This window comes from Streptococcus sp. UBA632 (genome assembly GCF_002300045.1).
GTDB classification, from domain to species: domain Bacteria; phylum Bacillota; class Bacilli; order Lactobacillales; family Streptococcaceae; genus Streptococcus; species Streptococcus alactolyticus.
Genome location: NZ_DBPA01000005.1, coordinates 1 through 12,364, shown reverse-complemented (window position 1 = coordinate 12,364; position 12,364 = coordinate 1). Strand labels below are relative to the sequence as shown.

The 12,364-nt window shown below is 41.3% G+C and carries 14 protein-coding genes and 1 pseudogene; 13 read left to right on the top strand and 2 right to left on the bottom strand.

What is annotated here, in order from left to right:
- The 7 genes from B3473_RS00280 to B3473_RS00250 form a co-directional block, all read left to right on the top strand.
- On the top strand, positions 1-357 hold a 357-nt coding region (locus B3473_RS00280; protein ID WP_293650748.1), incomplete at its 5' end, for a transcriptional regulator.
- Between the two features lie 39 nt (positions 358-396).
- The gene (locus tag B3473_RS00275) at positions 397-789 is read left to right on the top strand and encodes a hypothetical protein (RefSeq protein WP_204984656.1); all 393 of its coding nucleotides are present in this window, start codon (positions 397-399) and stop codon (positions 787-789) included.
- Positions 790-1,087: 298 nt separating this feature from the next.
- Positions 1,088-1,774, top strand: a complete 687-nt coding sequence (locus B3473_RS00270) for a hypothetical protein (RefSeq protein ID WP_240892657.1) — start codon at positions 1,088-1,090, stop codon at positions 1,772-1,774.
- Positions 1,775-1,923: 149 nt separating this feature from the next.
- Positions 1,924-2,622: a 2,3,4,5-tetrahydropyridine-2,6-dicarboxylate N-acetyltransferase gene (gene dapD / locus B3473_RS00265; protein ID WP_154455297.1), complete on the top strand. Its 699-nt coding sequence runs from the start codon at positions 1,924-1,926 to the stop codon at positions 2,620-2,622.
- A 21-nt stretch (positions 2,623-2,643) separates the two neighbouring features.
- Complete coding sequence (locus tag B3473_RS00260) at positions 2,644-3,774, top strand: N-acetyldiaminopimelate deacetylase (RefSeq protein ID WP_154455296.1); 1,131 nt, start codon at positions 2,644-2,646, stop codon at positions 3,772-3,774.
- A gap of 330 nt (positions 3,775-4,104) precedes the next feature.
- Entirely contained in the window at positions 4,105-4,635 is a 531-nt protein-coding gene (locus B3473_RS00255; RefSeq protein WP_154455295.1) for a 5-formyltetrahydrofolate cyclo-ligase, read from the top strand.
- Positions 4,632-5,300: a rhomboid family intramembrane serine protease gene (locus B3473_RS00250; RefSeq protein WP_154455294.1), complete on the top strand. Its 669-nt coding sequence runs from the start codon at positions 4,632-4,634 to the stop codon at positions 5,298-5,300. The genes B3473_RS00255 and B3473_RS00250 overlap by 4 nt, the downstream gene beginning before the upstream one ends.
- 44 nt (positions 5,301-5,344) lie before the next feature.
- Here the strand turns inward: B3473_RS00250 and galU are convergent, their stop codons facing one another.
- Together galU and B3473_RS00240 are read right to left on the bottom strand one after the other, a co-directional pair.
- The gene (galU, locus tag B3473_RS00245; protein ID WP_154455293.1) at positions 5,345-6,262 is read right to left on the bottom strand and encodes a UTP--glucose-1-phosphate uridylyltransferase GalU; all 918 of its coding nucleotides are present in this window, start codon (positions 6,260-6,262) and stop codon (positions 5,345-5,347) included.
- Positions 6,263-6,311: 49 nt separating this feature from the next.
- Positions 6,312-7,328: an NAD(P)H-dependent glycerol-3-phosphate dehydrogenase gene (locus B3473_RS00240; RefSeq protein ID WP_154455292.1), complete on the bottom strand. Its 1,017-nt coding sequence runs from the start codon at positions 7,326-7,328 to the stop codon at positions 6,312-6,314.
- A 199-nt stretch (positions 7,329-7,527) separates the two neighbouring features.
- Here B3473_RS00240 and B3473_RS00235 point away from each other — a divergent pair, with 199 nt between their 5' ends.
- The 6 genes and pseudogenes from B3473_RS00235 (at position 7,528) to B3473_RS00210 (ending at position 12,264) form a co-directional block, all read left to right on the top strand.
- Positions 7,528-8,295, top strand: coding sequence for an epoxyqueuosine reductase QueH (locus tag B3473_RS00235; RefSeq protein ID WP_167829312.1), 768 nt, complete (start codon positions 7,528-7,530; stop codon positions 8,293-8,295).
- 14 nt (positions 8,296-8,309) lie between these two features.
- The gene (locus B3473_RS00230; protein ID WP_154455290.1) at positions 8,310-8,756 is read left to right on the top strand and encodes a dUTP diphosphatase; all 447 of its coding nucleotides are present in this window, start codon (positions 8,310-8,312) and stop codon (positions 8,754-8,756) included.
- Between the two features lie 34 nt (positions 8,757-8,790).
- Entirely contained in the window at positions 8,791-10,152 is a 1,362-nt protein-coding gene (gene radA / locus B3473_RS00225) for a DNA repair protein RadA (RefSeq protein ID WP_167829313.1), read from the top strand.
- A 124-nt stretch (positions 10,153-10,276) separates the two neighbouring features.
- Positions 10,277-10,774: pseudogene (locus B3473_RS00220) on the top strand (beta-class carbonic anhydrase).
- Between the two features lie 27 nt (positions 10,775-10,801).
- Positions 10,802-11,728: an aldo/keto reductase gene (locus B3473_RS00215; protein ID WP_204984651.1), complete on the top strand. Its 927-nt coding sequence runs from the start codon at positions 10,802-10,804 to the stop codon at positions 11,726-11,728.
- Positions 11,729-11,766: 38 nt separating this feature from the next.
- Positions 11,767-12,264 carry an LURP-one-related/scramblase family protein gene (locus B3473_RS00210; RefSeq protein WP_168261161.1) on the top strand — a complete coding sequence of 166 codons (498 nt, stop codon included), beginning with the start codon at positions 11,767-11,769 and terminating at the stop codon, positions 12,262-12,264.
- The last annotated feature ends 100 nt before the right edge of the window (positions 12,265-12,364 follow it).

The window sequence follows — 12,364 nt, the reverse complement described above, 5'->3', positions numbered from 1 at the left end:
ATGCTATATAGTCTCATGTTTCTAATGCTTATGGTAGGTGTTTTAGTACAAATTATTGATGGACTTACTAAAGCAGGAAAATGGGTTGGTTTAGGTGCTATTTTAGGTAATGTATTTAACAATAAGATTAATGCTGATACTGCAATAAAGTCTGGAAAAACATTTAAAAAGAAAAAAATAGAGACTAAAAATTCCATTGTGAATAATGTTGTTGATTTTATTTCCCCAACAATGGAAGATGATAAAACTACTAAAAGTGTAGAGGATTCAAGCTTTATTGGTGAGGAAGATTATCAAGAATTTCAAGAATTCTTAAAATGGAAAAAATTACAAGAAACCAAGGATAATAATGATTAATATTTTATGGTGTAATTTATAACTTACAGGAGTACGATTATGAAAACAAAAAAATTAGCTTTAATTAACGGGATTGTAGGACTTGTCGGAGGAATTTTTCTGCTAATAGCGGTCCTTATTATCACAGCAAGCGCATTAAATGATGTTGCGACTACACTTGATACTGCTTACAATGGTGGTTCAGCAATTTCAATCACTTCAACGACACTAGCTAGCACTTTGGCTTTATTTGTTAAAATTGCTATTTTAGTTCTTGGAATTGTAGGTTCTGTATATTATAAAGATGACGACCGTATTGGTTCAGCACCTAATGTATTGCTGATTGTTGGAGGAGCTTTGGCAATTATCCCATTTTTAGGCTGGGTTGGTGGAATTTTAGCTATTATTGGTGGTTCACTATACCTTGCTAGTTTGAAAAAGTTTCAAGAGTAATTGTAAGAATTTAGAACGTTGGAAATAAAATATGGAAAATAAAAATAATGAACATAAAGTTGTTGCGATAATTGCGGTTGTTGTAGGAGGAATAGCGCTTTTAACTTCTTGGATGCCATTTATCAATAATGGTTCAGCTGCTTGAGCTTTAGTAGCTCTTATTCTAGGCGTCATATCAGTAATAATTAATAGAAAAAATAAAAAGGTTTTATCACTAGTTTCAATTATTGTTGCAATATTAGCATTTATCATTGTTTTGATAACTCAATCTGCCTACGGTGCAGCGATTGATTCTGCTATGGATAATTCATCAAGTGCAGATAAAACAGGAAATATAGTTGCTTCTAAAACTAAATCAAGCAAGGAAGCAAGTTTCTTAGAAGAAATTAATAAATTGGCAGATTCTTCGGTTTCTACTGATGAGTTATATATAACTGGAAAAATTACTGTTGGGGAATCTGGTGATATTAAGCCTGGAATCTATGATTTAGAGATTACTGGTGGCAATGGCAATATCATGGGTGATAGAAGTAAGACGTATTCTGGACTATATATCAACTGGACTGGTGCTTCGACAGACAGTGGGGATACAACTTCTCCGTCAGTAATCAGAGTTATATTATTTGAAGGTGACACTTTAGACTTTTCAAATATTTCTAAAATCAAACTTACAGCAGTTGAGAATGTTTCACAATCAAATGAAATTGGAATTGGCAATTATGTTGTCGGTAGAGATATTCCAGCTGGAACATATACTTTAAGCACAAACATGACGATGGATACTGAATTTGAAAACTTGGGTTGGAATATAGGAATTTATAATGAGGAATCTGGTGATGAACGAAGTCAATCTTTAAATCCAGGTAATATGGACGTTACTGTTAAACTATCTGAAGGAGAAATTATCACAACCTCTTTTTATAATACAGATGATGCAGTACCAGCAGATTCAGCAAAATTGATTTTCACTCCAGTAAGTAACTGAGTTTGTTTGAAAGACTTCCTGAAGGAGGTCTTTTTTTGAGTGAAAAAATTATTTGGGGTGAATAAATAACCAAATTCCTTTCCAAATTTTCTGAAAATTTGGTATAATAGTAGACAATTAACTAACTTTGGATGGGAGAAGAAAAAGAGATGACTGCACAAAAAATGACGGCGCAAGAGATTATTGCTTTTATTGGTAATGCGGAGAAAAAGACAAATGTGAAGGTGACTTTTGAGGGAGAGTTGGCAGCGGCTGTTCCAGAAAATGTTCTCAAGCTTGGCAATGTGCTTTTTGGGGATTGGAAAGATATTGAGCCACTTTTGGCTAATCGGACTGAAAACAAGGATTATGTGGTGGAACAAGATGGGCGTAATTCTGCGGTACCTTTGCTGGATAAACGTCATCTCAATGCTCGTATTGAGCCAGGTGCGATTATTCGTGACCAAGTAACCATTGAGGACAATGCGGTGGTGATGATGGGAGCTGTGATTAATATCGGTGCTGAAATCGGTGCTGGCACTATGATTGATATGGGTGCGGTTCTTGGTGGTCGCGCGATTGTTGGGAAAAATAGCCACATCGGTGCGGGTGCGGTCCTTGCAGGCGTGATTGAGCCAGCTTCAGCAGAACCTGTTCGTATCGGTGATAACGTTCTTGTGGGAGCGAATGCCGTTGTGATTGAAGGGGTTCAGGTTGGTAATGGTTCGGTCGTTGCAGCGGGAGCTATTGTTACAAAAGACGTTCCTGAAAATGTCGTGGTAGCAGGTGTCCCTGCTCGCATCATTAAAGAAATCGATGCGAAAACTCAACAAAAAACAGCCCTAGAGGACGCTCTACGTCATTTATAAAACCCATTTGGAGTTTGCGATATGACTTTAGATTTAGTGAAAATTCGTCGCGATTTGCATCAAATTCCAGAAATTGGTTTGGAAGAATTCAAAACACAAGTCTATCTTTTGGAGCGGATTGCAGAGATAACGGCTGGAAAAGACTTTGTAGAACAACGCACTTGGCGTACAGGTATTCTTGTCTTTATCAAGGGATATGCCCCTGAAAAAACAATTGGTTGGCGTACAGATATTGACGCTTTGCCTGTTGTTGAAGAAACAGGGTTGCCGTTTGCGAGCCAGCACGAAGGGCGCATGCACGCTTGTGGACACGATATCCACATGACGGTTGCCCTTGGTCTGCTCAATGAATTGGTGCAAAAACAGCCTAAAAATAATGTTCTGTTTCTCTTCCAACCAGCCGAAGAAAACGAAGCAGGTGGCATGCTCATGTATCAGGACAATGCTTTTGGCGATTGGAAACCAGATGAATTTTATGGCTTGCATGTGCGACCTGATTTTAAGGTGGGTGATATTGGGACCAATACCTCAACCTTGTTTGCAGGGACTTGTGAAGTTTTGGTAACCTTTAAAGGCAAGGGCGGACACGCTGCTTTTCCTCACGAAGCTAACGATGCCTTGGTTGCTGCGTCTTACTTTGTGACGCAGGTGCAGACGATTGTGAGCCGCAATGTTGACCCTATTCAAGGTGGGGTGGTGACCTTTGGTTCTTTCCATTCAGGCACGACCAATAATGTCATTGCAGAAACCGCACAGCTGCATGGGACTATTCGAACGTTGACACAGGAGATGAGCCTGCACATTCAAAAACGCTTAACTGAAATTGCTCAAGGTGTTGCGGCCAGTTTTGGTATAGAAGTCGACGTGGAACTCAAACAAGGAGGCTATCTTCCTGTTGAAAATGACCCTGAATTGGCGCGTGAATTGATGGCTTTCTTTGAAGCTCAAGAAGCTGTCAATTTGATTGACTGTTTGCCAGCCATGACTGGTGAGGATTTTGGTTACCTTTTAAATCACATTCCTGGCGTTATGTTTTGGCTTGGGGTAGGTACACCTTATGCCCTTCACCATCCTAAAATGAGCCCAAATGAGGATGCCCTACCATTTGCCGTTCGTGAAATCTCAGGTTTCTTAAAAGAAAGAGCCAATTAGAAATAAAAAAGACGCAAAACCTTGTTTTTGCGTCTTTTGTTATGTTTTAAATGAAAAAACCACTGTGGGGAAAACAGTGGCCAAAAAGGGAAGGACATGATTTTTCAATCATGCCCAGGAGATTTATGAAAGGGGAATAATTCTAAAGAGACTATTCCCAGCGGTTTGGGAGAACCGCTATCTAGGATAAATCTTATTATAGCGGGTAAACCTTAAAGAAACCTTAAAGCTATTAAAAATCTTCTTTCCAAAAGCTAAAATAGTCGATTTTGTCATGCCTTTCCAAAGTTTTCGTTATTAGGAAAAAAGGTTTTATGGTATGATAATAGCATGGAAAAATCACACGTACGACAGCAGATTTTAGCAGCCTTAAAGGGGCAAGATCGGAAAGAAAAGCAGGTGAGAGATCTCCAGTTATTGGAAGATTTGACCGCCTCTAAGGCTTATCAGGACGCTAAGGTTATTGCGACTTATTTAGCTTTTGATTTTGAATACGATACGCAATTGCTGATCCGTCAGGCTGAGAAAGATGGTAAATGTATTCTTGTGCCTAAGACTTATCCACAGGGACGCATGGTCTTTTGTCCTTATGAAAAAGAGTCGCTGGTGCAGACTTCTTTTGGTCTGTGGGAACCGCTAAGTAGTGATGAGGCTGTGGACAAGTCAGAGATTGATTTGATTCATGTTCCTGGTGTTGCCTTTAACCGTGCGGGTTTTCGTATTGGTTACGGTGGGGGCTATTACGACCGTTATTTATCAGATTATCACGGACAGACGGTCAGCACCATTTACCATTTTCAAGAACAGGATTTTCACGAAGATACTTATGACATTGCAGTGAGGGAGGTTTTTAGTCGATGAGGGATGCCTTACGAAAAAGCCCAGTAACCATGATATTACTGGCCATGACGACTCTTGTCTTTTTAGCCATGCAGGTACTTTATTTGGGAAATGCCAGCACTGGAACAGCTGTTTTTAATTTTGGGGGAATGTACGGAGCTTACGTTGCCTACGACCCTAGCCAATTATGGCGCTTGGTCACTCCGATTTTTGTTCACATTGGTTGGCAGCATTTTATTTTTAATGCATTGACACTTTATTTTGTTGGACAATTGGCCGAGCAGATTTGGGGACATCATAAATTTCTGGCTTTGTATGTCTTATCTGGGATTGCTGGAAACGTCTTTACCCTTTTCTTCACGCCAAATGTGATTGCAGCAGGGGCTTCGACGTCTTTATTTGGCGTTTTTGCCGCGACCATGGTTGTTGGCTATTTTGGTAAAGACCCTTTTTTAAAGGAAGTTGGGCGTAATTACCAAATCTTGATTGCCATTAACTTATTGTTTAATCTGTTTAGCCCAAGTATTGGTATTGTCGGACATATTGGTGGTATTGTCGGAGGACTCTTGTGTGCCGTCTTTTTACCAACGCAGGTTGATGAAAAGTTATTTCAACCGTGGCAACGCTGGCTAGCTCTAGCAGCCTATATTATTCTAAATGTTTTACTTGTCTTTTTAGCCTTGTAAGGCGCTAAAAAGCCCCCTCAAGTTGAGCTTGAGGGGGCTGCTTTTTAGTCTTCTTTTGTTTGTTTAGGTGCTGTACCTTCTAATTCTTTCCCTAAATCAATCAAGTATTGTTTCATATTGTCTTTGACTTGAGGGTGTTGAAGGGCATATTCGATAGATGTTTTCATAAAACCAAATTTATCACCGACATCGTAGCGGCTGCCATTGAATTGACGAGCGAAAACACGTTGTGTTTTGTTAAGCGTATCGATAGCATCTGTCAATTGAATTTCGTTACCAGCTCCAGGTTCTTGTGTTTCAAGGATATTGAAGATTTCTGGAGTAAGGAGGTAGCGACCGATAATCGCTAAATCACTTGGTGCGTCTTCAGGGGCTGGTTTTTCAACAAAAGTTTCCACACTGTAAAGTCCATTGACACCTTTACCGTGAGGTGCAATAACACCGTAAGATGACACTTCATCATGAGGAACAGACATCACAGCGATTGTTGAAGCGTGTGTTTGTTCGTAATCGTTGATGAGTTGTTTAGTCAATGGCACAGCTTTATCATCTGTGATATCCATCAAATCATCCCCGAGCATCACCACGAAAGGTTCGTTTCCAACGAATGCTTTGGCTTGAAGCACAGCATCTCCAAGTCCACGTGGGTGGCTTTGGCGGATGAAGTGCAAGTTGATTGCTGTGGTGTCGTTTACTAGTTTAAGAAGGTCTGTTTTTCCTTTTTGTTCTAGGTTGTACTCTAATTCAAAGTTTGAATCAAAGTGGTCTTCGATAGAACGTTTTTGTTTTCCAGTTACCACCAAAATATCTTCGATACCTGATTTCAAAGCTTCTTCAACGATAAATTGGATGGTTGGTTTGTCGACGATTGGTAACATTTCTTTGGCTAATGCTTTAGTAGCTGGCAAAAAACGTGTTCCAAGACCGGCAGCCGGAATGACAGCCTTTTTAACTTTTTTCATGTGAGAGTCTCCTTTTGTTTCAATTCAATGACTTATTAAAAATGTGAGTTTAGTGCCATTCGTCCTCTGAACGGAAGTCGCCAGACATCAAGGCAACGATACATTCTTTGACATCATAACCTTCGTAGATGACCTTGTAAATGGCACTGGTGATTGGCATATAGACATCTAGTTCTTTTGCCAATTCGTAAGCAACCTTGGTAGTTGATATCCCTTCGATAACCATTCCCATGTTTTTCTCGATATCAGCTAGTTTTTCGCCTTTTCCTAGGGCATTACCAGCGCGCCAGTTACGAGAATGAACAGAGGTTCCTGTTACGATGAGATCCCCCACACCAGAAAGTCCGATGTAGGTTAACGGGTTGGCACCCATTTTCACCCCTAAACGTGTGATTTCTGCTAGACCACGTGTGATAACAGCGGCCTTGGCATTGTCACCATAACCAAGTCCGTGCAAAATCCCAGCTCCAACGGCGATGATATTTTTCAAGGCACCTGCCGTTTCAACACCGATCACATCTGAATTGGTGTAAAGACGGAAATAGTTGTTGCTGAAGAGTTCTTGGACGTATTTGGCGGTTTCCATTTTCTTAGAAGCAGCTGTAATCAAAGTGATGTCACGAACAATGGTTTCTTCGGCATGGCTTGGTCCAGAAACCACCACGATGTCAGAACGTAGTTCTTTTGGAATCTCTTCCTCAATAACAGTTGATAGGCGTTCGTGTGTTCCAGGCTCAAGGCCTTTTGACGCGTGCATCACGACGACCTTATGGTCAAGCACCTCAGCGACTTGTTTTGCAACAAGACGCATGACTTTTGTGGGGACGACAAATAAGACAGCATCCGCGTCTTTTAGGGCTTCAGATAAATCAAGCGTTGCCTTGATGTTTTCTGAGAGATGTTTGTCTTTGAAGTAACGTATATTAGTATGTTCCGTGTTGATTTCATCGATTTGTTCGGGAACATTTCCCCAGAGACAAACGTCATGCCCATTATCGTTTAATACTTGGGCGAGAGCGGTTCCCCACGAACCGGGCCCTAAGACAGAAATTTTTTGTCTTACCATTTTTTCTCCTCTCTTAAACGAGCAAGATTACAACTTCCATTATATCACAAGAAAACCTTGTTTGTCTTCATTATTTGTAACGGCTTTCGAAAAATGAGGGGGATTAAGTCTTGTTTGGAAAGGTTGGCCGTCTGTCATGTGCTGGGAGTTATGGTATAATGGAAGGACTTTTAGAAATGACGAGGAAAGGAAGACAATTGTGATTGATTTAGAAGAGATTTTATCTAAAATGAATCCCAATCAAAAAATCAACTATGACCGTGTCATGCAACAAATGGCCAAACAATGGCTGAAAGAAGAGGTGCGACCTCGCATTCTTGTTCACGTTTGTTGTGCGCCGTGTTCGACATATACCTTGGAGTACTTGACGCAGTATGCAGATTTGACGGTTTATTTTGCCAATTCCAATATTCATCCTAAGGTGGAATACCATCGCAGGGCCTACGTTGTTCAGCAATTTGTGTCGGATTTTAACGAAAGAACGGGCAATCAGGTACAATTTATCGAGGCACCTTATGAGCCCTCAGAGTATTTCCAAAAGGTGCATGGTTTGGAAGAAGAGCCTGAGGGTGGCGACCGTTGCAAGGTTTGCTTTGATTACCGTTTGGATAAAACAGCTCAAATGGCTGTGGAGCTTGGTTTTGACTATTTTGCCAGTGCCTTGACCATTAGTCCGCATAAAAATTCGCAGCTCATCAATAGCGTGGGCATTGACGTGCAAAAAGTTTATGCTACTAAGTATTTGCCAAGTGATTTCAAAAAAAATAATGGCTACCGTCGTTCGGTTGAAATGTGCGATGAGTATGATATCTACCGTCAATGCTACTGTGGCTGTGTTTTTGCGGCGAAGCAACAAGGCATTGATTTTGCTCAAATAACTAAGGACGCCAAAGCTTTCATGGAAGGAAAAGACGCCGAGAAAAGCTTTCCCCACATTCGTTTTACCTATGAAGGCAAGGAAATTTAGAAAGGAATGATAACATGAGTAAAGTGAGAGGGTTTGAGTTGGTTTCGTCATTTACGGATAGCAACTTATTGCCAAAACGAGAAACAGCCTATGCGGCGGGTTATGATTTGAAAGCAGCCGTGACAACAGAAATTGCCCCAGGTGAAATCAAGTTGGTGCCAACAGGTGTCAAGGCTTATATGCAGGCAGGTGAAGTGCTTTACCTCTATGACCGTTCGTCAAATCCACGTAAAAAAGGCTTGGTTTTGATTAACTCTGTTGGGGTCATTGACGGGGATTATTATGGCAATCCTGCTAATGAAGGTCACATTTTTGCCCAAATGCAAAATATCACTGATGAACCTGTTGTGGTTGAAGCTGGCGAACGCATTGTTCAAGGGGTGTTCATGCCTTTCTTGGTTGCTGACGGTGATGAAGCAGACGGCGTGCGTACAGGTGGTTTTGGGTCAACTGGGAAATAAGTTGTCGTGTCAAAAGAGAAGGAGGGTGTGCCTTATCGCTAAGAAAAAAACAACGTTTATTTGTCAGGAGTGTGGCTATCACTCTCCAAAATATTTGGGGCGTTGTCCCAACTGTGGTGCTTGGACCTCATTTGTCGAAGAGGTAGAAGTCCAAGAGGTTAAAAATGCGCGCGTCAGTTTGACGGGTGAAAAGAGTAAACCGACCAAGCTAAAAGACGTGAGCTCGATTCATTATGCTAGAACCAAGACGGAGATGGAGGAGTTTAACCGTGTGCTTGGTGGTGGTGTCGTGCCAGGAAGTTTGGTGCTGATTGGTGGGGACCCTGGTATCGGAAAATCAACGCTTCTGTTGCAGGTGTCTATTCAATTGGCTGATAAAGGCACTGTGCTCTACGTTTCTGGGGAAGAATCTGCCGAGCAGATTAAATTGCGTTCGGAGCGTTTGGGCGATAGTGACAATGCCTTTTACCTCTACGCCGAAACCAATATGCAGGCTATTCGCGCACAGATTGAGCAGATTCAGCCTGATTTCTTGGTGATTGATTCCATTCAAACCATCATGAGTCCTGATATTTCGGGGGTGCAAGGCTCGGTGTCGCAGGTGCGTGAAGTAACAGCAGAACTCATGCAATTGGCTAAGACTAACAACATTGCCACCTTTATCGTGGGCCATGTGACTAAGGAAGGACAGCTGGCCGGTCCTCGTATGTTGGAGCATATGGTGGATACGGTTTTGTATTTTGAAGGGGAACGTCACCATACTTTCCGTATTTTGCGGGCTGTGAAAAACCGTTTTGGTTCCACCAATGAAATCGGCATTTTTGAAATGCAGTCAGGCGGTCTGGTTGAGGTACTCAATCCAAGCCAAGTTTTCCTCGAGGAACGCTTGGACGGAGCGACTGGTTCGGCTATCGTGGTCACCATGGAAGGCAGCCGTCCCATTTTGGCGGAAGTGCAAGCCTTGGTTACACCGACTGTTTTTGGCAATGCCAAACGCACGACAACAGGGCTTGATTTTAACCGTGTGAGCTTGATTATGGCGGTGCTGGAAAAACGCTGTGGTCTGCTTTTGCAAAATCAAGATGCCTATCTTAAATCAGCTGGTGGCGTCAAGTTGGACGAGCCTGCTATTGATTTGGCGGTCGCGGTTGCGATTGCCTCAAGTTACAAGGAACAACCAACCAATCCTCAAGAAGCCTTTATCGGTGAGATTGGCTTGACGGGTGAAATTCGCCGTGTCACACGCATCGAGCAACGGATCAATGAAGCCGCAAAACTCGGATTTACCAAGGTTTACGCTCCTAAAAATTCCCTTTCAGGAATTGACATTCCAGACACTATCCAAGTCATCGGCGTGACAACGGTCGGTGATGTGCTCAAAAAAGTCTTTGCATAGTTTGAAAAGCCAAGGTAATCGTCTTGGATTTTTCGTTTATGTAAAGCGTTTTAGGCGACAAGAGGGGCGAAAAATGATAAGATGAGAAAAACTTTAGACGTCATCAGACCAAGGAGGAATTTGGATGTCTTATTTTGATAATTTTTTGAAAACCAATCAAGCCTATGCGGATTTGCATGGAACGGAGCATTTGCCACAAAAACCGAAAACCCAGGTTGCGATTGTGACCTGTATGGATTCGCGTTTGCACGTGGCTTAAGCACTTGGTTTGGCGCTTGGTGATGCTCATATTTTGCGAAATGCAGGTGGGCGCGTGACGGATGATGTGATTCGTTCTTTGGTGATTTCTCAGCAACAATTGGGGACACGTGAAATTGTAGTTCTTCATCACACAGATTGTGGGGCACAAAGTTTTACAAATGAAGCTTTTGCAGCGCAGTTAGAGCGTGATTTAGGTGTGTCAGTTCATGGAAAAGATTTTCTGCCATTTTCTGATGTTGAAGAAAGTGTCCGTGAGGATGTTAGAAAGCTGCGCGAGTCGCCGTTGATTCCTGATGATATTGTGATTTCTGGTGCTGTTTATGATGTGAATACTGGTCGCATCAGTGAAGTAACACTCTAGGTGTTTGATTTTGAAAAAGGAGAGAAAATGAGATATATCAAATTTGGCGAGCGCCAAAAGGAAGTTTCAGAAGTTGTTTTGGGATTAATGCGCATTTCAGAAATGACGGTTGATCAAGTTGAAGACTTGATTGAGTCTGCTCTGGAGGTTGGAATTAATGCCTTTGATATTGCTGATTGTTATGGTCATGGAAAATGCGAACAGATTTTAGGAGAGGTGTTGAAACGTCGTCCTGACTTGCGTGAGAAGATGTGGATTCAATCAAAATGTGGTATCCGCATGGAAGAATTTACTTATTTTGATTTTTCAAAAGAGCATATTTTAGAAGCTGTGGATGGCATTTTAGAGCGTCTTAATGTTGATTACATTGATTCTTTGTTACTTCATCGTCCAGATGCGCTTATGGAGCCTGCAGAAATTGCGGAAGCTTTTGATTTGTTGAAGTCACAGGGAAAAGTTATCGATTTTGGTGTCTCAAATCAAAATCCGATGATGATGGCATTGATTCAAAAAGATGTTAACCAACCTTTGGTGGCTAATCAATTGCAACTGAGTGCAGCCTTTACCCCTAGTTTTGACGCTGGTTTTCATGTCAATATGAAACAAGAGGCTGGGATTGTTCGCGACAGCAGTATTTTTGAATATTGTCGCTTGCATGATGTGGTGATTCAAGCTTGGTCAGTACTTCAGTTTGATTATTTTGGCGGTGTTTTCTTGGGTTCTGAGAAATACCCTGAGTTAAATCACGTTTTAAACCGTTTGGCTGAAAAATATCATGTCAGCCCGTCAGCGGTTGCTATTGCTTGGGTGTTGCGATATCCAGCAAAAATGCAAGCTGTGATTGGAACAACCAAAAAAGCTCGTGTTGCTGAAGCAGCTAAGGCGGCAGAAATCCAGTTAACGCGAAAAGAATGGTATGAAATCTACTTGGCTGCGGGCAATGATTTGCCATAAAAATGCCTTTAGGGTTTTGAGTAAATTGGGAGAAGTTTATGCGAAAATTTGAAATCAGCCAAAAATTCTGGTCGCTAGCTGGCAAGTTTGACATCTTTGATGAGGATAGTCGTTTGGCTTATCAGGTTCAAGGTTCTTTTCTGAAACTATTTAAGGAATTTACTATTTTTGATGGACAAAGAAAGACTGTCAGTCATATTAAGCAGCAGTTTAGTTTTCCTTTCCAGAAATTTATGGTGACTTTTGCGGATGGTAAGGAAATCACGATTCAAAAACGTTTTTCACTGTTGAAAGCTAAGTATGATATTTCTGATTTTGGTTTAGAAGTAGCTGGGGATATTTGGAATATGACATTTAGCCTTCTTAACCAAGGACGTGAGGTGGCTAAGATTCATCAAGAATGGTTTAAATTTCCTTCAACTTATCGAGTGGAAATTGCTGATGATTCTTTGTCTGACCTTGTCATTTCTTTGGTTATTGCTATTGATTATATCAAGGAAAAAGAGTCAAGTGCAGCTAGTTCAGCATCAAGTTAAAGTTCAATTGTTCTAAATCTTGGATATAGGAAGGAATTCAGCTGATTTCAGCTGAATTTTTTGTTCCAAGACTCAAGATTGTGCTATAATAGGAATGATT

Excerpts from the sequence above, each read along its gene's own strand:
- B3473_RS00255 (WP_154455295.1), top strand. The coding sequence starts at position 4,105 with ATGGAAAAATCACACGTACGACAGCAGATTTTAGCAGCCTTAAAGGGG.
- B3473_RS00240 (WP_154455292.1), bottom strand. The coding sequence starts at position 7,328 with ATGGTAAGACAAAAAATTTCTGTCTTAGGGCCCGGTTCGTGGGGAACC.
- dapD (WP_154455297.1), top strand. The coding sequence starts at position 1,924 with ATGACTGCACAAAAAATGACGGCGCAAGAGATTATTGCTTTTATTGGT.
- B3473_RS00250 (WP_154455294.1), top strand. The coding sequence starts at position 4,632 with ATGAGGGATGCCTTACGAAAAAGCCCAGTAACCATGATATTACTGGCC.
- B3473_RS00230 (WP_154455290.1), top strand. The coding sequence starts at position 8,310 with ATGAGTAAAGTGAGAGGGTTTGAGTTGGTTTCGTCATTTACGGATAGC.
- B3473_RS00275 (WP_204984656.1), top strand. The coding sequence starts at position 397 with ATGAAAACAAAAAAATTAGCTTTAATTAACGGGATTGTAGGACTTGTC.
- B3473_RS00260 (WP_154455296.1), top strand. The coding sequence starts at position 2,644 with ATGACTTTAGATTTAGTGAAAATTCGTCGCGATTTGCATCAAATTCCA.
- B3473_RS00210 (WP_168261161.1), top strand. The coding sequence starts at position 11,767 with ATGCGAAAATTTGAAATCAGCCAAAAATTCTGGTCGCTAGCTGGCAAG.
- galU (WP_154455293.1), bottom strand. The coding sequence starts at position 6,262 with ATGAAAAAAGTTAAAAAGGCTGTCATTCCGGCTGCCGGTCTTGGAACA.
- B3473_RS00215 (WP_204984651.1), top strand. The coding sequence starts at position 10,802 with ATGAGATATATCAAATTTGGCGAGCGCCAAAAGGAAGTTTCAGAAGTT.
- B3473_RS00270 (WP_240892657.1), top strand. The coding sequence starts at position 1,088 with ATGGATAATTCATCAAGTGCAGATAAAACAGGAAATATAGTTGCTTCT.